The sequence below is a fragment of the Staphylococcus pragensis genome (assembly GCF_004785665.1).
In the GTDB taxonomy this organism is placed as follows: domain Bacteria; phylum Bacillota; class Bacilli; order Staphylococcales; family Staphylococcaceae; genus Staphylococcus; species Staphylococcus pragensis.
Genome location: NZ_SRPJ01000001.1, coordinates 488,297 through 513,432, shown reverse-complemented (window position 1 = coordinate 513,432; position 25,136 = coordinate 488,297). Strand labels below are relative to the sequence as shown.

Here is a 25,136-nt window from a genome sequence, read left to right as displayed (position 1 = left end):
ATTACTCCTCATTTTAATATTTCTGCGACACGTAATTTTGCACTACGCGCTCTATTATTCTCATCTAAATCTGCTTCTGTAGCAGTGATGGGCTTGCGATTTACTCTTTTTAATTTAGGTGTATACTCTTCAGGAATAATTGGTAACCCTCGAGGTACGTCAGGTCCTTTCTCATATTCTTGGAACATCTGCTTACACAATCTATCTTCCAACGAATGGAAAGTAATTACTGAAATTCTACCTCCTACATTGACTAATTCAATTGCTTGTTCAATCGAATCTTCAAATGCAGATAATTCATCATTCACTGCAATACGAATCGCTTGAAATACACGTTTTGCAGGATGACCACCTTTTCTACGAGCTTTGGCTGGAATACCTTCTTTAATAATATCTACAAGCTCTAATGTTGTTTCAATCGGTTGTTGTTCACGATGTGCTTCAATACGTCTCGCTATTTGTTTTGAAAATTTCTCTTCACCATAACGATAAAAAATCTTAACAAGCGCTTCATAAGACCATTCATTCACGACCACATAAGCATTTAACGCTTGTGTTTGATCCATACGCATATCGAGTTTAGCATCGTGATGATAACTAAATCCTCTTTCAGGGACATCTAATTGTGGACTTGAAACGCCCAAATCATAATAGATGCCATCTACTTTTTCAATGTTTAAGTTTTTTAAAATGTCAGTCAATTCTCTAAAATTACTATGTACAAACGTGACTTTGTGTAGATGATCTTTCAATACTTCTTTAGCATTCTCTAAAGCATTTGTATCTTGATCAATTGCAATTAACCTACCGTCATCGTTTAATTGATTTAATAAATAGAGTGCATGACCGGCACCACCAAGCGTACAGTCTACATATATGCCATCTTCTTTGATGTCTAAATAATCAATTGTCTCTTTTAGCATAACGCTTACATGATGAAACACGGCAAATTCCTCCATTAAAAATCAAAATCTATTAAATCTTCAGCAATATCTTCGAAACTTTCTTCAGATTCATCATAGAAATCATTCCATGTTTCTCGATCCCAAATCTCAATTCGATTGGAAACGCCTATTACTGTACATTCTTTAGTTAAATTAGCGTACTTCCTCAAATTCTGCGGAATATTAATACGCCCTTGTTTATCTAGCTCCACTTCGATTGCACCAGAGAAGAACATACGCATAAACTTACGTGCGTCTTTTTTTGTCATAGGTAAGGTTTTCATTTTCTCTTCAATCTGTTGCCATTCTTCAAGTGTGTAACCAAACAAACATTTATCAAGGCCTCGTGTGATAATAAATCGTTCACTTAAGTCGTATCTAAACTTTGCAGGAATAATCATACGACCCTTCGTATCTAGTTGATGCTCGTACTCTCCCATGAACATTATTATCACCTCACCTTATTTATAATTTACCACATCTCACCACTATCCTCCACTAATTATGTAAAATATCTTAAAATTCCTTTTTTCGACAAAAAAAATGCCTATTTTATCACAGGGATAAAATAGGCATTTCTCTATAAAATCAAGGTTTTACAATGATTTGATTAAATGTATATTCAAGTGGTGGATAAGTGGAGGGACTGAACACATCTATCCCAAATTCATTCATAATTTGTAGTGGATTCCATATTCTTTCTTGTAATCCGCCCATTGGATGTAATACGTATTCAAGTTCTCTAAAATGTCTCATGCTAATATCATTTTCACGTTCAATGTTGAGTAAATAACGTTGAAGCAGATAATCATATTGAGCATTGTGAATTTCACTATTTTTTTCAACTAAATTAATATTATTCTGATTATCTTTTACTTCATCTAATAAATGTTGATATATTCTAGCATGATCTTCTTTAAGTTTTTCAACTTGTTGAATAAATGACTCGGACGCTTTTTCACGAACAAATTTTGTTCTATCCTCTTCTATGCCATTTTCAATCACTTGTTGCACATCTAACTGATATTGATTCAATAATTTATCAGTTCTTTGTGTCATATATGTCATTTTTAAACGAGGCATTACAATTGGCATCTCTATTTTTAATAACTTAAACACCTCATTGAGCTCAGCCCAGTATTTAATTTCACTTGGTCCCCCAATAAATGCTACCGTATTAAAGAGCCATTCCTCCATAACCGGTCTCGTCACTACATTATTTGAAAAACGGTGTGGTTCTGTGTCGACTAATTTCAATATTTCTTCTTTAGAATACTCTATTTCAGATTTACTTAATTTGAAATGATCTCCATCTTTAGATAATAACTGTCTCATATTATCTTCATGAAGGAAGAGATGCACATTCGTGTCCGTCTGTATCATTTGGTTCAAGCCAGATTGCGTCGTTTGCGCTTGTGTATTTCTAAATGCATGATCAATCTTTTCATGTTGTTCAATCATTTCTTTTAAAATAGGCTTCTCAAGTTCTCTTAATTCTTTATATTGTGCATCAATAAACAATACGCCATATTCTTTAAAAACTTCATGAAGTAAAGCTTTGAACATATCTGTCCAAGACTCATATTGTTCAATAATGTTTAAACAAAGTGAATAAAGCAACTTTGTATGCTCAGTTTCTTTTAATTCTTTGAAAAAGCTTTTTAACGCATCAACTAGTGCTTCTTTATCAGGCGAATAACGTGAAACATTAGATTCTGGTGGCGTCATTGTATGATATTTCACTTTGCGCAATTGAGCCTCTTTTGCATTGAAAACATATGTATGATTCACTTCATCGAAATCATGATCTTCTCCAGCAATCCAAAATACTGGCACCACTGTTTTATCATACGTTTGACTTAATTGATGACTTAAAGTTACTATCGAAAGAATTTTATGGAAGGTATACAACGGACCACCAAATAGTCCCGCCTGTTGACCGCCAATCACAACTTTAGCGCCGTCAGATAATGCTTTAAGATGTCGTTGTTGCGCCTCTGAAAGTTTAAGATCTTCCATATATGAAGCAATGATTTGACTTAATTGCTGTTCCCTGCCATTACTAGGCTGTTTCATACGCTCATCAAAACTTGCCTTCTCATTAGGGTTATATTGATAAAATTTTAATAATTGTTCATCGCTATTTTTCAATCTTGTAATAAACGAATCTTTTTCTTTAAAATATGTTACTTGACAGTCCATATCCATACTCCTTCAACATAGCTATTACTCATATAGTATAAAGATTATATCCTTATCTGACAATTTAACGGCTTAAATATTTAAAGTTTCTTTTATAATTTGTCTTACTATTTTAATAATTAATCCATAAATAAATGAAATTTACACAATATATACGTTATAATAGATAAAAAGAACAAAGGGGAGATTGAACATGAGCGAAGTTAAACATCTAGAAATTAATTATAAAACAGATGAACTATTCGAAGCATTTAGAGAGTTTGGCAACAAAGACTTATATATGGTTGAAGAGTTAAAAGGTCAAATGATCGATGCAAGTTCAGAATCACCATTTTATGGCATTTTTAATGGTGAAAATTTAGTCGCTCGCATGGCTTTATTAAAAAAAGGCGACGTAGAAGAAAGCTATTTCCCAGAATATGATGATTATTTATTATTATGGAAATTAGAAGTATTAGAGAATTATAAAAATCGTGGTTATGCGAAAGAATTAATTGATTTCGCTAAATCATTCAATACGCCAATAAAAGCTATTGCTCGTCAAGACTCTAAACAATTTTTTATTAATCACGAATTCGAAGATGTAAATGCTAAAAATCCAGAAGGCCATGATGTGCTAGTTTGGTCACCTGACAATAAATAGCAAATTAAACTCATTTAAATTATTTTTTATCTTGAAATGCTATCATTTAGTTAAATTAGAGCGGATTAGAAGTTAAAACCATTCAATTTCTAATCCGCCCTTTTACTTACTCTTCTTTTTCCACAATTTCTACTAATTCACTTAAATTCTTGATTTCGTAATCTGGTTTAATATCAGAATCATTATTTTTATCTCTATAATTAAACCAACAAGTTGCTATACCAGCATTTTTTCCACCTAACACATCAGATGTTAAGGAATCTCCTACGATTAATGAATAATCTTTTTTATCTTTTCCAATACGTTCATATACATAATCAAAAAATTCAGGCATCGGTTTTTGGTAACCTTTTTCTTCCGAAATAAATACACCCGCAAATACATCTTTAAAATCTAATTGCGCAATTCGACGTTTCTGAGTATCAGTTACACCATTAGTCACTATATATAAATCGCATATTTGAGCTAAACGATCAATCGTTTCTAAAGCCAAGTCGAAATATTTCACTGGTGCTTTAGCTAACTCATCTCTAAATCTAATATCTGCTTCTTTTCCATCCACTTCTATGCCATAGTGACCAAAGTATTCGATAAAACGATGTGAAAGCACTTCTTCTTTAGTTAATTCATTTTTTTGAAAAGCTTCCCAATGCGCTTGATTAACTTTTTTAAAAAATTGAAAGTCTTTTTCTGTAGGATAATGATTGTAAAATTTCGCCATATTGTGAAACGCCTTATCTTCTGCATCATAAAAATCAACAAGCGTATCATCAAAGTCTAACAATATCGTATTATATTTCATATTTAACATCCTTAATCAATTTTGTATAAATAGAATTTTCTTTATAAGATATATTTTAACAAATTTTTGTAACAAACAAATAATACACACAAAAAAAGACCAGAGCGCTTGCCCTGGTCAATCATTAATATTCATCTATTAGAAACCGAAAATTTTACCTAGTGCACCTACACCGTTTTCTACGATGCCTACGATGCTTGTACCTAATTTAGCCCAGTCGTGTCCTTGACCTGCTTGTACTGCGTTTGCGATTGCTTCTGCTAATTTTTGCATTATAATCTCTCCATTCCATTATTTTTTGTTTTGAAAATTAAACTTTTATGAATGTTTAGTGCTTATTAGAAACCGAAGATTTTTCCTAGTGCGCCTACACCGTTTTCTACGATACCTACGATGCTTGTACCTAATTTAGCCCAGTCGTGTCCTTGACCTGCTTGTACTGTGTTTGCGATTGCTTCTGCTAATTTTTGCATTATAATCTCTCCATTCCATTATTTTATATATTTTGAAAACTAAGTTTTTATGAATGTTTAGTGCTTATTAGAAACCGAAGATTTTTCCTAAGAAACCTACACCGTTTTCTACGATACCTACGATGCTTGTACCTAATTTAGCCCAATCGTGTGCTTGACCTGCTTGTACTGCGCTTGAAATTGCTTCTACTAATTTTGACATGTGAATCGCTCCATTCTTTTTTTATTTATTAACTAATTTGATTTATGAACATTCAGTTTTTTATTAGAAACCGAAGATTTTTCCTAAGAAACCTACACCGTTTTCTACGATACCTACGATGCTTGTACCTAATTTAGCCCAATCGTGTGCTTGACCTGCTTGTACTGCGTTTGAAATTGCTTCTACTAATTTTGACATGTGAATCGCTCCATTCGTTATTATTATTTTTTAACTAAGTGATTGATGAACATTCAGTTTTTATTAGAATCCGAATAATTTACCTAATACGCTTACGCCATTTTCTACGATACCTACGATGCTTGTACCTAATTTACTCCAGTCATGTCCTTGACCTGCTTGTACTGTGTTTGCGATTGCTTCTGCTAATTTTTGCATTATAATCTCTCCATTTCTTTAATTTATATTTTTTGAAAATATTTAGTGATATATGAATAGTAAGGTTAAATTAGAAACCTAAGTATTTACCTAAAATGCTTACGCCGTTTTCTACGATACCTACGATGTTTGTACCTAATTTTGTCCAATCATGATTGATTCCTGCGTCTACTGTACCTCTAATTGCGTCGAATAATTTTTCCATGTTAATGATCTCCTTTGTGTTCTATATAGTAATTTATTTATTAAAAACCTAAGTATTTGCTTAGTAAACCTACACCGTTTTCTACGATACCTACAATGCTTGTACCTAACTTGCTCCAGTCACTGTTAATGCCTGCTGTTACTGTATCTTTAATTGAGTTGAATAAACCTTCCATTTTATACACTCCTTAGAAAGTTGTTGGTAAATTTATAAAACGATTACTAGGTTGTTGCTTTGTTTTTGTTTAGCTATCGTTTTGATACTTATACTATAAAGGGTATGTACAACTTATGGCATATTTTTTCTTAACTTGAAACTTTCACATCAAAACTGTTTCTTTTGTGTTTCAAATTAGACAGTTAGGGATGCAAATATGTATGCTTAATACATACAAGTTAGAAAGCGCTTACAAATAACTATTATCTTTTTTGTCTTGAAATTATTATTTGTCGACTTAATAGGAAAGTTTGAGAATTAAAAACAAGAGAGAATATGCATATAGAAGGAATTTAAAATTAAAATTATGAGGTTCAACTATTTAAATAAACAAAAAACTCCACAACCATATAGGTTGCGGAGTTTTATAGCGTCCTGGGAGGGATTCGAACCCCCGACCGATGGCTTAGAAGGCCATTGCTCTATCCAGCTGAGCTACCAGGACATGATTTTTTAACACAAGAATTATTATAGCTAAAGAAAAGTCATTTAGCAATAGCTTTGATATAAAAAAAGTTTATATTTTTCACTAATTAAGTATAATTATTACTATCACTTTTACATTGTATTTAAAAATATTTATAGGGCAATGGTTAAGTAATGTATTTATAAAATGACACTTAGGCATGCTTTAATGTAAAACACTAAAGCATGCCTAAGTGTTACGAACTAAATTTGAAATTCAGTTGTGTCGATAACTTGGTTATCTCTATTTCTAAAACGTAGTGTAGCATGATGATTATTATCGTCTATTAACAATTCTGCAAATGTTTCTTCAATATTACTACGTGATTGTGAGATGCTGCCTGGATTGATAACGTGAACGTCACCCAATTTCTCATATTTCGCTACATGAGTATGCCCATAAAATGCTAATTTGCATCCTAAGATCTGAGCTTTTTCAGCTAATAGCATACGTGTTTGATTTACTGAATAAAGATGGCCATGAGTATAAAAAGCTTTAACATCATTCACTTCAACAATTTCTTCGTTAGGAAACTCTGGATAGAAATCACAATTCCCTTTGACACGTCGAAACAAACTTAATTCTGTATCATTATATTCAAATTCAGAGTCACCAAGATGGATAAAGGCATCTGCATCCTTATGTTGCTCATACAATTGGTATAAAATACCCGCTTCTGTATGATTATCACTTACAATTAACCATTTAGACATCATTAATCACGCTCCAAATAAGCATTTAATTTCTTAATAGCGTTGCCTCGATGACTAATCTCGCTTTTTTCTTCAGTTGTGAGTTGAGCCATTGTCTTGCCCTTTTCCGGAACAAAAAATATTGGATCATAACCGAATCCATTCTCTCCTTGTCTCTCAGTTGTGATTTCTCCGCTTACAGTGCCTTTGAATGTTTGAGTAGGTTCTCCAGGAGCGCTCATACTAATGACACAAACAAATTGTGCTTCTCTGTCTTCTTTACCTTCTAAATTGTGTAACAATTTATCAATATTTGCTTCATCATTTTTATCCAAGCCCGCATATCGTGCAGAATAAACACCTGGCTCTCCATTTAGTGTGAATACTTCTAAACCACTGTCATCTGCAATCACACGTTTATTCAAAGCTTTAGCTGCTGCCTCTGATTTTAAACGCGCGTTCTCTTCAAAAGTAGTACCTGTTTCTTCTACATCGAAATCTTTGACGACTTCAGAAATACCTATCACATTATCATTAGGAAAGATTGCTTTAAAATCATTAATTTTACCTTGGTTATTTGACGCAATTACTATATCTGCCAAAGTTATGTCACTCCATTCTTTTAAATAACTTGAATACGTTCAACTTCAACGTCTAGTTTTAACCATTGTGCAATAATATTTTTGATATGTACAGTGTCACCTGTAGCAAAGAAACGGTGTGGTGGATTTGGCGAATAGCTCGCATGTTCATTACTAAATGTAAGCAATGCACTAACTTCACGTGCTGTTTCAAGACCCGAAGAGATCACCTTTTTTTCTCCACCAAAGTAATCATTAATTGGTTTATACAATAAAGGGTAGTGAGTACAGCCAAGAATGACCGTGTCAGCATCTGTATTACGCCATTGCTTTAGGGTTTGATGAATGACGATACTTGTGATTGTAGGATCATCGTAGCGCATTTGCTCTACTAAAGGAACAAATCCAGGACATGCTACTCCATAAACATTTACATTTGGATTGATACGCTTAATATGATGGCGATAAGCTTCAGACTTAATTGTTCCTTCAGTACCTAAGATTAAAACGTTCTGATTTTTCGTGGTCATGATTGCAGTACGCGCACCAGGTTCAATTACTCCAATCACAGGGATAGGTAATATTTGTTGTAAATGCTCAAGTGCTACCGCAGTTGCTGTATTACAAGCAATTACTAACATTTTTATATTAAATTCCATCAATTTATTTGCAAGCTGTGTTGTAAATTCTTTAACTTCCTCACCAGGGCGTGGGCCATATGGACATCTTGCTATATCCCCTAAATAATAAATCGTTTCATTAGGAAGTTGTCGCATGATTTCCTTCGCAACGGTCAACCCTCCTACGCCAGAATCTATTACACCAATTGGTTTATTCATTTACATTCATCCTTATAATACATAATACTCTCATTTTACCACAGTCATCTATTGAGTTTGACTAATCCGCTTTATCCATTTTGAAAATAAAAAAGTAGATAGCGATTTATTACAAAATCACTATCTACTTCTAATTGTGAGTGCTAAATGTCAGGTTGAGACATTTAATAAATTATATTATAAGAAAAATTATTATTTCTGTTCAAATTCTAAACCTTTTTGTCCAGATTTATCTTAATTAATCTACTTTGTGGTCTGAACCAAAGAATGATTTAAACATATGGAATGTTGTTTCTCTGTTTAATGCTGCGATTGAAGTTGTCAAAGGAATACCTTTTGGACAAGCATTCACACAGTTTTGAGAGTTACCACATTCTTGTAAACCACCTGTACCCATTAATGCATCTAAACGTTCATCTTTAGTCATTGCACCTGTTGGGTGTAAGTCGAATAAACGTACTTGAGAAATCGCTTGTGCACCTACGAATTTGTTGTTACGTGTTACGTTAGGACATACTTCTAAACATACACCACAAGTCATACATTTAGATAATTCATAAGCTGTTTGACGCTTTTTCTCTGGCATACGTGGACCAGGACCTAAGTCATACGTACCATCGATAGGAATCCACGCTTTCATACGTTTTAAGTTGTCAAACATTCTTGTACGATCTACTTGTAAGTCACGAATAACTGGGAATGTGCTCATTGGTTCTAAGCGAATCGGTTGTTCTAATTGATCAACGATTGCTGAACATGATTGTCTCGCACGACCATTAATAACCATTGAACAAGCACCACATACTTCTTCTAAACAGTTCATATCCCAAGTTACAGGCGTCGTCTTTTCACCTTTACTATTTACAGGATTACGTCTAATTTCCATTAAACATGCGATAACGTTTAAATTCTCTTTATAAGGAATTTCAAACTCTTCTTCATATGGTTTAGAGTCTTGATTATCTTGACGTTTAATAATTAATTTAACAGTTTTTTGATTTGTTTCTTTTTGTTGACCTTCTTCACGATTGCGCGCTTCTTCATTACGACGTTCTTCTGGAGTTTCTTTTACTGATTGAGTGTCAGCCATTATTTTTTACCTCCTTTAGACTTACTAGTGTAATCACGTTTACGTGGTGGAATTAAACTTACATCAACTGGTTCATAAGTAAATTTAGGTGCTTCTGTTTTACCTTGATACTCAGCTAAAGTTGTTTTTAACCATTCATCATCATTACGTTCAGGGAATTCTGGTTTATAATGAGCTCCACGTGATTCATTACGATTGTAAGCCCCAATAGTAATTACTCGTGCTAAAACTAACATATTCCATAATTGACGTGTGAAGAATACTGCTTGGTTACTCCAAGTTTGCGTATCTTCCATGTCAATGTCTTGATAACGTTTCATCAGTTCAACAATTTTCTTATCTGTTTCAAGTAATTTATCGTTTTCACGTACTACTGTTACGTTTGTTGTCATAATTTCACCAAGTTCACGATGAAGTTTATAAGCATTTTCAGTACCACGCATGTTTAATAAGTTATCAAAGCGTTCTTGTTCTTCATCTACACGTTTTTGATAAATACTTTCATCTAAGTCTGTGTATGAAGTTTCTACATTTTCAACATATTTAATTGCATTAGGACCAGCAACTGTACCGCCATAAATGGCTGATAATAATGAGTTAGCACCTAAACGGTTACCACCGTGTTGAGAGAAATCACATTCCCCTGCTGCAAATAAACCTTTGATATTAGTCATTTGATCATAATCTACATATAATCCACCCATTGAGTAGTGAACCGCTGGGAAGATCTTCATAGGTACTTTACGTGGATCATCACCTGTAAATTTCTCATAAATTTCAATGATACCACCAAGTTTTACATCTAACTCGTGTGGATCTTTATGAGATAAGTCAAGGTACACCATGTTTTCGCCATTAATACCTAATTTTTGGTTAATACAAACGTCAAAGATTTCACGTGTCGCAATGTCACGTGGTACTAAGTTACCGTAATCAGGATATTTCTCTTCTAAGAAGTACCATGGCTTACCATCTTTGTATGTCCAAATACGTCCACCTTCACCACGTGCTGATTCACTCATTAATCGAAGTTTATCATCACCTGGGATAGCTGTTGGATGAATTTGAATGAATTCACCATTTGCATATTTAGCACCTTGTTGGTAAACGATTGAGGCAGCAGATCCTGTATTAATCATTGAGTTTGTTGTCTTACCGAAGATAATACCAGGGCCACCTGTTGCCATAATAACAGCGTCTGAACCAAATGATTTAATTTCAGATGTTGTCATGTTTTGGGCAACAATACCTCTAGCTGCGTTCTCGTCGTCTTTAACAATACCTAAGAACTCCCAGCCTTCATATTTAGTAACTAAACCATCCACTTCAAATGAACGTACTTGTTCATCAAGTGCATAAAGTAATTGCTGTCCAGTAGTCGCACCTGCGAATGCTGTACGGTGATATAACGTTCCACCGAAACGACGGAAGTCTAAAAGACCTTCTTTAGTTCTACTAAACATTACGCCCATACGGTCTAATAAGTGAATAATAGATGGTGCAGCTTCAGCCATTGCTTTAACAGGTGGTTGGTTAGCTAAGAAGTCCCCACCATAAACTGTATCATCAAAGTGAATCCAAGGTGAGTCACCTTCACCTTTAGTATTTACCGCACCATTAATACCACCTTGGGCACATACAGAGTGCGAACGTTTAACAGGTACAATTGAGAATAAATCAACATGCGCACCTTGTTCTGCAGCTTTAATTGTTGACATCAGACCAGCAAGGCCTCCACCGACAACAATAATTTTTTTCTCTGCCATAGAATTGTCACTCCCCTAAAATATATCTACAACTTAACGTCACGTATAACCTTGATGTATAAGTAACTGTTATTTATTACTCATTATCTAAAGGTTTAATTTCGTTTTTATTCATGTTCTATACGAATGCTAAAAGTGCTGTTACACCGATGTATGAAAGAATTAAGAATACAATTAAAGAAACCCAAGTGAAAACACGTTGAGATTTTTTAGATTGTAAAAAGCCCCATGTTACTAAGAATGACCATAATCCATTTGAGAAATGGAAAATAACACAAATAATACAAATGATGTAAATAATTAATACAAATGGATTTTCCAATACGCGGTGCATTAAATCATAATTAATTTCCTTACCGAAGAAATACTTTTGTAAAGTTGTTTGCCATAAATGCATAAATACAAAGACGAATGTCACAATACCTGATACTCTTTGTAAAGCAAACATCCAGTTTCTAAATAAAGAATAATGACCGATATTTTCTTTTGCAGTAAATGCAATATGAATACCATAAAGACCATGGTATAAAATTGGTAAGTAAATAAATAAAAATTCAATCGCTAATAGGAATGGTAAAGATTCCATAAAGTTAGCAGCTTTATTAAAAGCTTCAGCACCTTGTGTTGCTTGATGGTTCACCATTAAGTGAACAATTAAGAATGCACCGATTGGAATGATACCTAGCAACGAGTGAATTCGTCTTAGGTAAAATTCGTTTTTAGACTTTGCCAAAAGGAGTCCCCCCTGTAAACCAATTATTTAAATTGCCCATCCTTAAGAAAGCCCATCTCTCTCGTTAAGAATTATTAACAAAAGTATTTACTACTTTATTTAGTACTTGCAAAAATAAGAAATTCTCAAAATTAAAATTTGAATAAATCTGAAAATTATATATCTAAAAATGAGTCTTCATTTTTATCATTTATGTAAACAAGTAGGACTTAAAAAAGTAAATACATTTCATTCATTGTAGATTTATGAGATATGCAAGTAAAATCTTACTATTTTCAAAAACCCTATGATGATAACAATTCTCAATTAGAAAACGCTTCCATACTTTCTTAAAAAAATAAGCTTTTTGTTAACTTTATTGTAACATTTTTTATATGTTTTTGGGGTATGAGAATAATTCTCATACCCCTTTTTTTGAAATCAGTCGTTTTTTAGCGCTTGTTGTAAATTTTTAGCTACTTTTTCAGGCAGTCCTGCAGCTTGTAGATCACTCACACTTGCTTCCTTCATTTTTTTAATAGAGCCAAATGTACGTAAGAGTTTAGTTTTTCGTTTACTTCCAATACCGTCTACTGTATCAAGTACGGATTGTAGACCCGTTTTTTGGCGTGTTTGACGATGGAATGTAATCGCAAATCGATGGACTTCATCCTGAATACGATGGAGTAAGTAAAATGCTTGGCTATTTTTCTTCATTGGTACAACTTCAGCATTCGCACCGTAAAGTAATTCAGATGTTTGGTGTTTATCATTTTTTCTTAAACCAGCGACTGGAATGTCTAAGCCTAATTCATTCTCTAAAACATCAATAACGCCAGACATATGTCCCTTACCACCATCAACGATAATAAGATCTGGTAAAGGAAGGCCTTCATTCAATACACGTGTATAACGACGGCGCACAACTTCGCGCATTGATTTATAATCATCGGGCCCTTGTACGGTCTTAATTTTATATTTACGATAGCCTTTTTTATCCGGTTTACCATCCACAAATGTAACCATTGCTGAAACAGGATCTACCCCTTGAATATTTGAGTTATCGAAAGCTTCAATACGAATCGGTGTTTGAATACACATACGTTCGCCTAACTCTTCAATTGCTTTAACCGTGCGTGATTCATCTTTAGCAATTAATTTGAATTTATTATCAAGGGCTACTTCTGCATTATGGCTTGCTAAATCAACCATTTCTTTTTTAGTACCTCTTGCCGGTTGGACAATTTTAGTATCGACAACGGAACGGATAATGTCTTTATCAAGATTTTTAGGAACATGAACTTCTTTAGGTAAAATGTGTTGATTCAAGCTATAGAATTGACCTATAAATGTATAAAATTCTTCTTCCTCAGTTTGTTGTATTGGAATCATCGTAGCATCACGTTGAATCATATTACCTTGACGGATAAAGAATACTTGAATACACATCCAACCTTTAGACACGCTATAGCCGAAGACATCACGAATGGTATTATCAGAAGACATAATTTTTTGTTTTTTAGTTAAATTATGAATATGTTGAATTAAATCTCTATATTCTTTCGCACGTTCGAAATCTAATTTCTCACTCGCTTCCATCATACGAGTTTCTAAATTTTTTAAAATTGTTTTATCTTCGCCATTTAGAAAATCACTAATTTCACGTGTCATTTGAGCATATTTTTGTTGATCTACATCATACACACATGGTCCCATGCATTGCCCAATATGATAATACAAACATAATTTATCTGGCATGTTGTCACATTTTCTAAATGGATAAATACGGTCTAATAACTTTTTCGTTTCTTGAGCAGAATACGCATTTGGATAAGGTCCAAAGTATTTACCTGAACCTTTCTTAACAGTTCTTGTCACTATTAATCTTGGATGCTTTTCTTTAGTAATTTTTATAAATGGATAGCTTTTATCATCTTTCAATAAAATATTGTAACGCGGTTGATATTGTTTAATTAAATTTAATTCTAATAAAAGCGATTCAGTTTCACTTGATGTTACTATAAATTCAAAATTTCTGATTTCAGCAACTAAGCGCGTTGTTTTAGCATCATGTGCGCCAGTAAAATATGAGCGTAATCGATTTCTTAGGCGTTTCGCTTTACCTACATAAATCACTTGGTCGTTACGATCTTTCATTAGATAACAACCTGGTTCAAATGGAACTACACTCAACTTATCTCTAATCTTATCTTGGTAGTCTGCCATTAATGTCCTCCTTCCCGCCATTTTAAAGCGCATATAAAAAAGACGGAGCGATTACATTTAATGTAATGCCCCAGTCTTGATTACTTTATTGTCATTCTTATAGATGTTTGTCTAAAACTTCAGCTAAGTTTTCTTTAGGTTGGAAACCAACTACTTTATCGACTGGTTCGCCATCTTTAAATACGATTAAAGTTGGGATACTCATTACTTCAAATTTAGCAGCAGTTGAAGGATTTTCATCTACATCTAATTTTAAGATGTCAGCTTTACCGTCATAATCACCTGCTAATTCTTCTAATACAGGTGCAATCATTTTACAAGGTCCACACCAAGTAGCCCAGAAATCTACTAGTTTAACGCCTGATTGAATGTTTTCATCAAAGTTTGAATCCGTTACTTTTACGATTGCCATAATTGCCAATCCTCCTTAAATTTTGAATGATGAGCAAATTATAACAGACTTTAATCGCATCTGCATTGCTCTTGCTCAATTAATCCATTTCTTATTTTTAAAAATCTATTCATAAATCACTGATTTATTATTTCACTCGCTTTATTGTACGTCAAATAAATAAAAAATCAACATCCTTGCTTACAAAAATTTATTAATTATTTAAGTTCAGCCACCGTCACACCAAAGCCACCTTCACTTGGCATACCACCTCGGAATGATTTAACGCTTTTATGTTTCTTCAAGTGGTTTTGTACAGCTTTTTGTAAAGCGCCTGTACCTTTACCATGAATAATATAGACTTGTTCATAGTTACTTAATACCGCTTGGTCGATGTATTGGTCTAACTCGCCTACCGCTTCTTCATATCGATAACCTCTTAAATCTAGCTCTGTTTGAATCGTTTGACGATTTTGACGTGTAACCATTTTAACTGGCTTTTCTTTTTTCTTCTTCGTTTTTTCTAAATCTTCAATAGGTAATTTCATTTTAATGATGCCCATTTGTACAACGGCTTCATCATCACCCACAAGTTCTAATACTTCACCTTTTTGACCATAAGATAAAACTTTCACTTCATCTCCAGCGTGAATTTCATCATATTTTTGTTTTTGAACATTTTGTTTAATAGATTTCGCTTCATATTGATCGTCTAATTGTTTCTTTTTATCTATTAATTCATGTTCTTTAACATCAGCGCCTTTTTTATCTCGCAATTCGCGTAATTCTTTTAAGATTTCATCTGCTTCTTTGGTTGCTGATTTCACACGTTGATTGGCTTTTTCTTTAGCCTCATCCATTAATTTTTGTTCATAATTTTTGTATTGTTGATACTGCTGTTCAAGATCATCATGCGTTGTTTTAGCTTCTCTTAATAATCGGTCTAATTCAATACGTTGTTCGTCTACACGTTTTGAATTCTTTTCAAGTGATTCAATCATTGAATTAATTTCTTGTTCATCTGTACCAATCATTGTTTTAGCTTTTTTAATGATACTCAGTTTGAGGCCTAATTTTCTAGAAATATCGAATGCATTTGAACGTCCTGGAACGCCCATCAATAATTTATACGTAGGGCTCAATGTATTCACGTCAAATTCAACGCTAGCATTCATTACACCTTCGCGATTATAGCTGTAAGCTTTAAGCTCTGGATAATGCGTTGTTGCCATGACTAAAGAGCCAATTTCACGCACGTGATCTAGAATACTCATAGCAAGTGCTGCCCCTTCACTAGGGTCCGTACCTGCACCTAATTCATCGAATAAGACTAAGCTATTTTTATCTGTCTCTTTCAAAATTTCAACAATATTTTTCATGTGAGAAGAGAAGGTAGATAATGATTGCTCGATAGATTGCTCATCCCCAATATCACAATAGACGTTCTCGAAGACACTTAATTGACTACCGTCTAATGTAGGAATCAATAAACCAGATTGGGCCATCACAATAATAAGACCTAACGTTTTAAGTGTAACTGTTTTACCACCTGTGTTAGGACCTGTGATAATCACTGTTTCAATATCATCAATAAATTCAATTGTGTTCGCTACCACAGTCTCCCTATCTAATAAAGGATGGTATGCATTGGGTAAATAAACCGTTCTTTCTTTATAAAATGTTGGCTTAGTCCCTTTAATTGAACGCGCATAACGTGCTTTTGCCGTTAAGAAATCAATGTGTCCCATCACAGATTCTGCTACTAGACAGCCATCCGCCTCGGCAGCAACTAATCCTGTCAATTCTGTTAAGATGCGTTCACGTTCTACCGCTTCATCATTGCGTAAACGACTAATTTGATTATTCATCTCTACTATTGAAGAGGGCTCAATGTATAGTGTTTGTCCAGAAGCAGATTGGTCATGCACAATCCCTTTAAAGTCTTGGCGATATTCTGCTTTAACTGGGATAACATTTCGATCATTACGTACAGTAATAATCGCATCGGATAATTTCTTCTGATTTGCCTGACTCTTTACAATACGATCAAGATTTTGTCTAATGCGTTGGTTAGTGCTTGAAATCTTGCTTCGAATACCTTGTAACTCATAACTTGCATTATCGTATAAATCGTACGTATCACATTTCTCATTAATTTCTTGGAAAAGGTCTGAAAGTACTGGAAGTTGGCTCATCTTATCATTCAAGATAGGATATTTAACGACTTCTTCATCTTCTTCCAGTAATTGATTATAAAATGTCTTAAATTGATTCTGAACTTGAATTAATCGTTTAATCAAATTTAATTCAGTAACATTCAGTACCCCACCAATCGTAGCACGATGAATCAGTGGTGATACTTTGGCTAAGCCACTTAAACTAGGCATACGATGTTTGTTATAAATTTGTGAGATTTCATCCGTTTCATTCATTTGAAACTCTACTGTTTCAAAATCTGTGGCTGGAGACATCTTAGACACTTTTTCACGTCCTAAATCACTGACTGTTTCAGAAGCCACAAATGATTTAATTTTATCAAATTCTAAGACGTCTAATGTTTTTTGTCTCATACAATCCCTCTATTTCTTCAATTTTATATTATTCTCTACTAAATCTTTGAATGCTTCCCTAGACATCGTATTAATGACTCTATCCTTATGAACGAAACCTTTTTGTGCAGTTGCGACGCCATATTTCATGAAGTCTAAGTGATCCGTATGATGTGCGTCCGTATTAATGGTTAATCTAACGTTTGGATATTTTCTTACTGTATCTGCATTTAAATCTAAACGAGCTGGGTTAGCATTAATTTCCATAATCGTATTGGTTTCTTCTGCCAGTTTCATCAATTGCTCAATGTTTGGCTCATAACCTTTACGTCTTCCTATAATTCGGCCTGTAGGATGTGCAATATGTCTTACATAAGGGTTTCGACATGCATTTTCTAGGCGCTTCATAATTTCTTCTTCAGACTGATTAAAACTTTGATGAATTGCCGCAATCACATAATCTAATTGCGCTAAAACGTCATCATCATAATCTAATGAACCATCAGGTAAAATATCCATTTCGGTACCCGAATAGACATCGATTTCTTTATATTCTTCATTCAATTTCTTAATTTCTTCATTTTGACGCAATAATCTTTCAACTTGTAAACCATTCGCTACTCTTAAACTTTTTGAATGGTCGGTAATCACCATAAATTGGTAACCCTTTTTAATATTCGCTTCTATCATTTCTCGAATTGAAAAAGCACCGTCACTAAATGTCGTATGCATATGGATATCACCATTAATATCGTCTAACGTAATAATATTGCTTAAATCTTTATCGAATTCACTACCATCTTCGCGCATTGCTGGATTGATCCATTCACTACCAAAATGTTGGTAAATTTCCGCTTCACTTTGAAATTGTAAAAGCGTACCATCTTGTTGTTCAATACCATATTCACTGACTTTTTCGTTTTGCGCTTTAGCAAGCTGTCTAATACGAATATTATGGTCTTTAGAACCAGTGAAGTGTTGTAACGTATGATAGTATGCCGCTGGTTCGATCAATCGAAAGTCTACACCCACTGTTTCATCATCATAAGTTAACTCAAGAGAAACTTTTGTCTGACCTACAGCCACTTCTTTCACTTTATTGGGTATGGCCAATAATTGTTGTTGCACTTTATCAGGATGGTCTGTGCTAATAATATAGTCTAAATCTTTGCTCATTTCTTTGTAACGACGGAAGCTTCCAGCTACAGAATATTTATCAACGTCTTCTAGCGTCTCTAAATATTCACTAATCGTTTGATTTAATTTGCGCATTAAGCCAATTGGATAACGATCTTTTTTAGCACCTAATGCTTTCACTGCTTCTAAAATATTTTGCTCTGTCTTTTTAGCAAAACCACTTAATTCGCTCACTTTACCATTTTCACATGCTGCTTGTAGGCTCTCTTTATTAGTAATGTTAAGCTCTTTATATAATTTCGCGATTTTTTTACTACCTAAACCTTGGATCTTCATTAGTGGAATTAATCCTTCAGGCACAATTTGTTGAAGTTCATGTAAGGTAGATGATTCTCCTGTAGTACAATATTCATTGATAACTTCCCCTACACCTTTACCAATACCTTTTAATTCTGTCACATCTTCAATTTCATCTAAAGCACGCTCATCGATTTCTAAACTTTGTGCTGCTTTTCTATATGCAGAAACTTTAAATGTGTTTTCTCCATTTAACTCCATATATGTGGCTATTTTTTCTAATAATTGAATTACATCTTTTTTAGTCACTACACTCACTCCATAAAAAGAAGACCAGGACATCTAACATAGTCTTATTGTCCTGACCTCATATCAGTTTTGTTTAATTATAAATTTAAAATATAGGATGATAACCATGGCGTATGAAATAAAATGCCACTTCCTATTATTGAATGCGATAAACTCTGTTGTAACCAGTCAACTGGATATAATGCTACTATGTATAGTACCAGTTGAAGTAAAATGATAACCAATACTAGACTAATTACACAGCCCAATATTCTACTAATTAATGCAATATTTTGATACGTCACTATATTATCAAAAGTTACAATAATAAGATATAAAAGCAACTTGCTAATAAACGTAATTAAAATAAAAGCGAAAATGGTATCAAAACGTTGTTGTAATTCGTTAAAGTGAAATGCATATGACGTATCGTAAGCGATTGTTTTGGGAAAAGGCACAAACACAATAAGTTGTTTAGCAATAAAACGATAAAAATGATGCGCAATCATTAATGAGACTATCGATGCTAATAAATGCAAACTACTGAGCCAAATGCCCCTTCTAAATCCCATCACAATATAATAAAAAATAATCAGTACAACAATAACATCAATTAGCATCTAATCTTCTCGATGTTTTAATTGTTGAATTTCTTGACGGAGCTTACGATTTTCCTCTTCTAATTGAACTTTTTCATGCATAATATTTACTGCCGTTAATATAGATTTTCTTGTTGTATCAAGTCCAGATGATTTTCGTCCCATTTCTTTTAACTTTTCATCAACTAAATGAGCCACGTAACGGATATGTTCCGGACTGTCTTCACCGATGATCGTATAATTCTGATCATTAATTGAAACATTAATGCGATTTTTAAACTCTCCCATAAACTCAACTCCTGACGTATTTAAATTATTCTAAATCTTATCATGGATCGTTATATAGAAATTGCAAACTCTCTTAAATTAGTAAATAATCACAATATATTATACATGAGCACACCCCTATTTGTAAGTGGCTAGCTTCTATACTTTTAATGTTATCTCTTACTATAGCTAATATATATGTTATCATTATGAAAGTTTTAACAGTATTTTTTGAAAAGTGAGGTCAAGCATCGTAATGGCTAACGTCGTTCATAAATTAACAGAACAAGAGATTCAACAATTGATGCAACAAGTATCATTTGAAACCTCTCAATTACCTAATGGTATGAAAGCACGCACAAAGTATAATCAAACAACGATTAATATATATAACTCTGGAAAAGTCATGTTTCAAGGTAAACAGGCAGAAACGGTAGCGCAACAATTATTACCTAGCCATAACGCTGACTCAAATATAAATGCGTCTAGAGCTAAGCAAACTTCAGTGCCTACTATTTCATATAATGAATATAACTGCATTGGCAGTGATGAAGCGGGTAGTGGCGATTACTTTGGACCACTTACTGTATGTGCCGCTTACGTTTCAAAAGAGCATATACAAATTTTAAAAACGTTAGGCGTAGATGATTCGAAAAAATTAACAGATCCTAAAATTGTAGAATTAGCAGAACAACTTATTACCTTTCTACCCCATTCCTTATTAACACTTGATAATGTGAAATATAACGAAAGACAAGCTCTAGGTTGGTCTCAAGTTAAAATGAAAGCTGTATTACATAATGAAGCGATTAAAAATGTGACTCAAAAAATTTCTACAGATGAATTAGAGTATATTGTGATTGACCAATTTGCAGAACGTGGCGTATATCAGCGTTATGCCTTAAGTGAACTGCCATTTCCAGAAAAAACTCAATTCGAGACAAAAGGTGAATCAAAGTCCTTGGCTATCGCTGCAGCAAGTATTATTTCAAGATATGCATTTGTGAAACATATGGACCATATCGCTAAAACAATGCGCTGTGACATTCCAAAAGGTGCTAGCAATAAAGTCGATTTAGCAGCCGCTCGTATCATTGAAAAACACGGCGTTGCTAAATTGGATAGTATTTCTAAAAAACATTTCAAAAACCGAGAAAAAGCACAAAACTTAGTCAATAAAAAATATAATTAAGTTACAAAGCTACTTCATTCAATTACGAAGTGGCTTTTTCTGTGTTATTAAAAGTAGTTCTAAAATGGATTATGAAACGAAGTTGAGTGACGCCTGGGGGATGCGTTATTGATGAACTTAAGTGTTCACACACTTACGTAAGTAGTTCTAAGATAGATGACGTAGTGTAGTTGTGGCGACTCCTATGTTGATTGTTAGTGAACATAAGTGCTATGCACTTATGTAAGAAATTCTAAGGATAAACTACGAATGATGTTGTGTGACGCCTGAGGGAGCAGGATGAGTGTCGAGACCAAGGCTCGACCCAGCCCCCTAGGCACGCATCACAACAGAATGAGTGACTATCCATCTAAGAATTTCTTTATCATATTATCCCCTGATAAAGTATTAGAATAAAAAACTGTCGGCAAAATTGAAAACTTTGTCGACAGTCTTTATATTATAATCTTCAAATTGATTATCTAATTGTAGCACCTTGTGCTTGTAATGCTTCTAAAATCTTATCATGAACTTTTGATACACGTTCATCAGTTAATGTATCTTCTGTATCTAAATAATTTAATCGAATAGCAACTGATTTTTTACCTTCTTCTAAATGTTCACCTTCGTAAACGTCAAATACTAATGTACTTTGTAGAATATCTTCACCATTGTCATGAATAATTTGTTTCAATTCTGATGAAGGCACATCACTATTTACTTCAAGTGCAATATCACGTGTTACACCAGGGAATCTAGGAATAGGTTCATAATTAATGTAACCTACCGCTACTTGCATAATTGCATCATAATTTAATTCAAATACATACGTACGTTTTAAATCATTATCAGCTGCAACTTGAGGATGTAACTCACCAATAAAGCCGATTTCTTTACCTTCTAATGAAATAATCGCTGTACGTCCAGGATGTAAACCGTTAATTTCTCCAGCTTTATAACTAAATTCTAAATTAAGTTTTTCAGCTACGCGATCTACTACACCTTTTGCAATAAAGAAGTCAATCTCTTCTTTTTTACCTTGCCAAGTATTCACTACATATTCGCCAGTTAAAATACCACTTAAGTATTCTACTTCATCAGGGAGTTCACCTTCACCATTTCCAAAGAATACACGACCTATTTCATATAATCTAACATCTTTATTTTTGCGAGCAATATTGTAAGCAGCCGCTTCAATTAAATGAGGTAATAAGCTTTGACGTAGTGTAGAATGTGCTTCACTCATTGGCATTAATAAACTAATCGTTGGACGTTCTTCTAACGCGAAATCTTTCGCGTGGTCTTTAGATACTAATGAATACGTAATGGCTTGATTTAATCCAGCGCCTTCAAGCGTTTCTTTTACTGTACGCGTTTTATGTTGACGATCAGTTAATTCCCCACTAGTCACTTCGCCAAAGACTGGTAATGATGAAGGGATTTCGTCGTAACCATAAATACGTGCTACTTCTTCAATTAAATCTTCTTTAATCGTAATATCTTTACGACGTGATGGCACGTTAACTGTTAAAGAGTCACCATTTTGTTTCGTTTCGAATCCTAATTGTTCAAAGATAGCTTTAATTTCGTCACTTGATAAATCAAAGCCAATTGTTTTGTTGACTTTTTCAGCTGTAATATCGATTGGTGTCACAAATGAACCTAAGTCTCCTGAAGCTACTCTATCTTGTAACACTTCGCCAGATGCATATGTTTGTAATAAATAACATGCTCTGTCTACTGCTTCATCGACGAATTCTGTTGCGATACCCTTTTCAAAACGGCTAGAAGACTCACTACGTAAATTTAATCGACGTGATGTGTGACGAATTGCTACTGGATCGAATATCGCACCTTCTACTACTACATTTGTAGTTTGTTCAGTTACTTCTGAAAAGTCTCCGCCCATTACGCCAGCTAATGCGATTGGTTCTTGACCATTTGAAATCACGATATCAGTATCTACTAACGTGCGTTCAGTATTATCTAATGTCGTCATTGTTTCTTTATCTTTAGCTTGACGTACGACAATTTCTTTAGAGCCAATATGGTCTTGGTCGAACATGTGTAATGGTTGGCCATATTCTAATAATACGTAGTTTGAAATATCAACAACATTATTAATTGGGCGAATACCTGCTTTGATTAAACGTGCTTGCATCCAAATTGGAGATGGCGCAATTGTAACGTTTTTAACCACTCGTGCGCTGTAGTATGGAACCTTTTCAGGATTATCAATAGTCACTGATAATTCATTTGATGCAGATTCTGACGTCTCGTTACTTTGAGTTGTGGGTTTCGTCATTTCAGTTTGATATAAAGCTGCTACTTCATAAGCAGTACCTACCATACTTAATGCGTCTGCACGGTTTGGTGTTAAATCAAATTCCATCACTTGATCGTTTAAATAAAGCGCTGTTAGAGCATCTGTTCCTGGCTCAACTTCAGTTGGAAAGACAAAAATACCGTTCTCATAAGCTTTAGGTACGACATTACTTGAAATACCAATTTCTTGTAATGAACAAATCATCCCTTCTGAACGTTCACCACGTAATTTAGCGCGTTTAATCTTGATACCACCCGGTAAACGACCACCAACTTTCGCGACAATAACGTGTTGACCAGCATCTACATTAGGTGCACCACAAACGATTTGAACTGCTTCTTCTTCACCAATGTCTACTTGGCAAATATTTAATTTATCAGCATCAGGATGTTTCTCTTTAGATTGAACATAACCTACTACTAAATTCTTGATATCTTTCGTGTAATCAATAATGTCATCTACTTCAATACCTGTGCGTGTAATACGTTCTGCTAAGTCTTCAACTGAAACACTAGCGTCTACGTAATCTTTTAACCATTCATTAGAAATCAACATTATGCTTCACCTCTATCTTCCACAGCTTTAAATTGATCAAGGAAACGAACATCATTTGTATAGAAATGACGAATATCTTCAATTCCATATTTCAACATTGCAATACGATCAGGTCCCATACCAAATGCGAACCCTGAATATTCATTTGAATCGAATCCAGCCATTTCAAGTACGTTTGGATGTACCATTCCAGCACCTAAGATTTCAATCCAACCTGTGTGTTTACATACGTTACATCCTTTACCTTTACATTTGAAACAAGATACGTCTACTTCTACTGATGGTTCGGTGAATGGGAAGTAACTTGGACGTAGGCGAATTTCACGATCCGCACCGAATAATTTTTTCGCTACTAATTCTAACGTACCTTTTAAGTCACTCATTTTAATATTTTTATCAACGACTAAGCCTTCAATTTGTGTAAATTGGTGACTATGTGTCGCATCATCTGAATCACGACGATACACTTTACCAGGACAAATAATTTTAACTGGACCTTGGCCATTACGTTTCTCCATCGTACGAGCTTGTACTGGAGATGTATGTGTACGCATCAAGATTTCATCAGTGATATAGAAACTATCTTGCATATCACGCGCCGGATGAGATTTAGGTAAGTTCAATGCTTCAAAGTTATAGTAGTCTTGCTCTACTTCGTAACCATCCACAATTTCGTAACCTAAACCTAAGAATAAATCTTCAATTTCTTCAACAGTTCTTGTTAAAGGATGCTTTGAACCAATGCTGATTTGACGACTTGGTAATGTTACATCGATTGTTTCTTCAGCTAATTGTTGATTTAATTTTTCAGTTTTTAATAATTCTTGTTTTTCGTCTAATTCTTTTTGAATTGTTTGACGTAATTCATTCACTTTTTGTCCGTAAGCTGGTTTTTCTTCATTAGGTAAGTCTTTCATGTTTTTCATTAAGCCACTTACTGAACCTTTTTTACCTAAATATTTAACTTTAACATCTTGTAATTTTCTTTCATTTTGAGCTTCATTAATATCAACAAGGGCTTGTTGCTTTAATTCTGCCATTGAATCGTTTTGAGTCATATTACAGACACCTCACGCTTTCTATTATTTAAATTTAATACAA

Annotated in this window: 27 protein-coding genes and 1 tRNA gene; 2 read left to right on the top strand and 26 right to left on the bottom strand. The window is 33.9% G+C overall.

What is annotated here, in order from left to right:
- Window positions 1-8: 8 nt before the first annotated feature.
- The 3 genes from rsmH to bshC form a co-directional block, all read right to left on the bottom strand.
- Window positions 9-944: a 16S rRNA (cytosine(1402)-N(4))-methyltransferase RsmH gene (gene rsmH, locus E2558_RS02640; RefSeq protein WP_126566463.1), complete on the bottom strand. Its 936-nt coding sequence runs from the start codon at window positions 942-944 to the stop codon at window positions 9-11.
- Between the two features lie 14 nt (window positions 945-958).
- Entirely contained in the window at window positions 959-1,390 is a 432-nt protein-coding gene (gene mraZ / locus E2558_RS02635) for a division/cell wall cluster transcriptional repressor MraZ (protein ID WP_126566461.1), read from the bottom strand.
- A gap of 142 nt (window positions 1,391-1,532) precedes the next feature.
- The gene (bshC, locus tag E2558_RS02630; RefSeq protein ID WP_126566458.1) at window positions 1,533-3,146 is read right to left on the bottom strand and encodes a bacillithiol biosynthesis cysteine-adding enzyme BshC; all 1,614 of its coding nucleotides are present in this window, start codon (window positions 3,144-3,146) and stop codon (window positions 1,533-1,535) included.
- 193 nt (window positions 3,147-3,339) lie between these two features.
- On the opposite strand from bshC, the gene E2558_RS02625 reads away from it, so the two are divergent.
- The gene (locus E2558_RS02625) at window positions 3,340-3,789 is read left to right on the top strand and encodes an N-acetyltransferase (RefSeq protein ID WP_126566455.1); all 450 of its coding nucleotides are present in this window, start codon (window positions 3,340-3,342) and stop codon (window positions 3,787-3,789) included.
- Between the two features lie 106 nt (window positions 3,790-3,895).
- Here E2558_RS02625 and E2558_RS02620 read toward each other — a convergent pair whose 3' ends face one another.
- The 21 genes from E2558_RS02620 to zapA all read right to left on the bottom strand — a co-directional run bounded on the left by E2558_RS02620 (window position 3,896) and on the right by zapA (window position 20,004).
- A complete protein-coding gene (locus tag E2558_RS02620; protein WP_126566453.1) occupies window positions 3,896-4,591 on the bottom strand; it encodes a YjjG family noncanonical pyrimidine nucleotidase in 696 nt (231 codons plus the stop codon).
- Between the two features lie 138 nt (window positions 4,592-4,729).
- On the bottom strand, window positions 4,730-4,864 hold the full coding sequence (locus E2558_RS02615; RefSeq protein ID WP_103330025.1) for a beta-class phenol-soluble modulin: 135 nt from the start codon (window positions 4,862-4,864) through the stop codon (window positions 4,730-4,732).
- Between the two features lie 65 nt (window positions 4,865-4,929).
- Complete coding sequence (locus tag E2558_RS02610; RefSeq protein ID WP_135789019.1) at window positions 4,930-5,064, bottom strand: beta-class phenol-soluble modulin; 135 nt, start codon at window positions 5,062-5,064, stop codon at window positions 4,930-4,932.
- A 67-nt stretch (window positions 5,065-5,131) separates the two neighbouring features.
- Complete coding sequence (locus E2558_RS02605) at window positions 5,132-5,266, bottom strand: beta-class phenol-soluble modulin (RefSeq protein WP_135789018.1); 135 nt, start codon at window positions 5,264-5,266, stop codon at window positions 5,132-5,134.
- 63 nt (window positions 5,267-5,329) lie between these two features.
- Entirely contained in the window at window positions 5,330-5,464 is a 135-nt protein-coding gene (locus tag E2558_RS02600; RefSeq protein WP_126565415.1) for a beta-class phenol-soluble modulin, read from the bottom strand.
- 63 nt (window positions 5,465-5,527) lie between these two features.
- The gene (locus tag E2558_RS02595) at window positions 5,528-5,662 is read right to left on the bottom strand and encodes a beta-class phenol-soluble modulin (protein WP_126565414.1); all 135 of its coding nucleotides are present in this window, start codon (window positions 5,660-5,662) and stop codon (window positions 5,528-5,530) included.
- 70 nt (window positions 5,663-5,732) lie between these two features.
- The gene (locus tag E2558_RS02590; RefSeq protein ID WP_126565413.1) at window positions 5,733-5,867 is read right to left on the bottom strand and encodes a beta-class phenol-soluble modulin; all 135 of its coding nucleotides are present in this window, start codon (window positions 5,865-5,867) and stop codon (window positions 5,733-5,735) included.
- A gap of 40 nt (window positions 5,868-5,907) precedes the next feature.
- Complete coding sequence (locus E2558_RS02585) at window positions 5,908-6,042, bottom strand: beta-class phenol-soluble modulin (RefSeq protein WP_103297428.1); 135 nt, start codon at window positions 6,040-6,042, stop codon at window positions 5,908-5,910.
- Window positions 6,043-6,454: 412 nt separating this feature from the next.
- A tRNA-Arg gene (locus E2558_RS02580) sits at window positions 6,455-6,528 on the bottom strand.
- A gap of 224 nt (window positions 6,529-6,752) precedes the next feature.
- A complete protein-coding gene (locus E2558_RS02575) occupies window positions 6,753-7,262 on the bottom strand; it encodes a YfcE family phosphodiesterase (RefSeq protein WP_126565412.1) in 510 nt (169 codons plus the stop codon).
- Window positions 7,263-7,264: 2 nt separating this feature from the next.
- On the bottom strand, window positions 7,265-7,843 hold the full coding sequence (locus E2558_RS02570; protein WP_126565411.1) for an XTP/dITP diphosphatase: 579 nt from the start codon (window positions 7,841-7,843) through the stop codon (window positions 7,265-7,267).
- 20 nt (window positions 7,844-7,863) lie between these two features.
- Window positions 7,864-8,661 (bottom strand): glutamate racemase, encoded by a 798-nt coding sequence (gene racE, locus E2558_RS02565; protein WP_126565410.1) that lies wholly within the window; start codon window positions 8,659-8,661, stop codon window positions 7,864-7,866.
- 238 nt (window positions 8,662-8,899) lie between these two features.
- The gene (gene sdhB / locus E2558_RS02560; protein WP_126565409.1) at window positions 8,900-9,751 is read right to left on the bottom strand and encodes a succinate dehydrogenase iron-sulfur subunit; all 852 of its coding nucleotides are present in this window, start codon (window positions 9,749-9,751) and stop codon (window positions 8,900-8,902) included.
- On the bottom strand, window positions 9,751-11,517 hold the full coding sequence (gene sdhA / locus E2558_RS02555) for a succinate dehydrogenase flavoprotein subunit (RefSeq protein ID WP_126565408.1): 1,767 nt from the start codon (window positions 11,515-11,517) through the stop codon (window positions 9,751-9,753). Before sdhA ends, sdhB begins: the two co-directional genes overlap by 1 nt.
- 118 nt (window positions 11,518-11,635) lie before the next feature.
- Complete coding sequence (locus tag E2558_RS02550) at window positions 11,636-12,250, bottom strand: succinate dehydrogenase cytochrome b558 subunit (RefSeq protein ID WP_126565407.1); 615 nt, start codon at window positions 12,248-12,250, stop codon at window positions 11,636-11,638.
- Window positions 12,251-12,670: 420 nt separating this feature from the next.
- Window positions 12,671-14,455, bottom strand: coding sequence for an excinuclease ABC subunit UvrC (gene uvrC / locus E2558_RS02545; RefSeq protein ID WP_126565406.1), 1,785 nt, complete (start codon window positions 14,453-14,455; stop codon window positions 12,671-12,673).
- A 97-nt stretch (window positions 14,456-14,552) separates the two neighbouring features.
- Complete coding sequence (gene trxA / locus E2558_RS02540) at window positions 14,553-14,867, bottom strand: thioredoxin (RefSeq protein ID WP_011276093.1); 315 nt, start codon at window positions 14,865-14,867, stop codon at window positions 14,553-14,555.
- Window positions 14,868-15,064: 197 nt separating this feature from the next.
- On the bottom strand, window positions 15,065-17,416 hold the full coding sequence (locus E2558_RS02535; RefSeq protein ID WP_126565405.1) for an endonuclease MutS2: 2,352 nt from the start codon (window positions 17,414-17,416) through the stop codon (window positions 15,065-15,067).
- Between the two features lie 9 nt (window positions 17,417-17,425).
- Entirely contained in the window at window positions 17,426-19,138 is a 1,713-nt protein-coding gene (gene polX / locus E2558_RS02530) for a DNA polymerase/3'-5' exonuclease PolX (RefSeq protein ID WP_126565404.1), read from the bottom strand.
- 77 nt (window positions 19,139-19,215) lie between these two features.
- Entirely contained in the window at window positions 19,216-19,737 is a 522-nt protein-coding gene (locus E2558_RS02525) for a CvpA family protein (protein WP_126565403.1), read from the bottom strand.
- Window positions 19,738-20,004, bottom strand: coding sequence for a cell division protein ZapA (gene zapA / locus E2558_RS02520; RefSeq protein ID WP_126565402.1), 267 nt, complete (start codon window positions 20,002-20,004; stop codon window positions 19,738-19,740). It abuts the gene before it with no gap.
- Between the two features lie 235 nt (window positions 20,005-20,239).
- On the opposite strand from zapA, the gene rnhC reads away from it, so the two are divergent.
- Window positions 20,240-21,175, top strand: coding sequence for a ribonuclease HIII (gene rnhC / locus E2558_RS02515; RefSeq protein ID WP_126565401.1), 936 nt, complete (start codon window positions 20,240-20,242; stop codon window positions 21,173-21,175).
- Between the two features lie 457 nt (window positions 21,176-21,632).
- Here rnhC and pheT read toward each other — a convergent pair whose 3' ends face one another.
- Window positions 21,633-24,035: a phenylalanine--tRNA ligase subunit beta gene (gene pheT, locus E2558_RS02510; protein WP_126565400.1), complete on the bottom strand. Its 2,403-nt coding sequence runs from the start codon at window positions 24,033-24,035 to the stop codon at window positions 21,633-21,635.
- Window positions 24,035-25,093: a phenylalanine--tRNA ligase subunit alpha gene (gene pheS, locus E2558_RS02505; protein ID WP_126565399.1), complete on the bottom strand. Its 1,059-nt coding sequence runs from the start codon at window positions 25,091-25,093 to the stop codon at window positions 24,035-24,037. The genes pheT and pheS overlap by 1 nt, the downstream gene beginning before the upstream one ends.
- Window positions 25,094-25,136 lie beyond the last annotated feature (43 nt).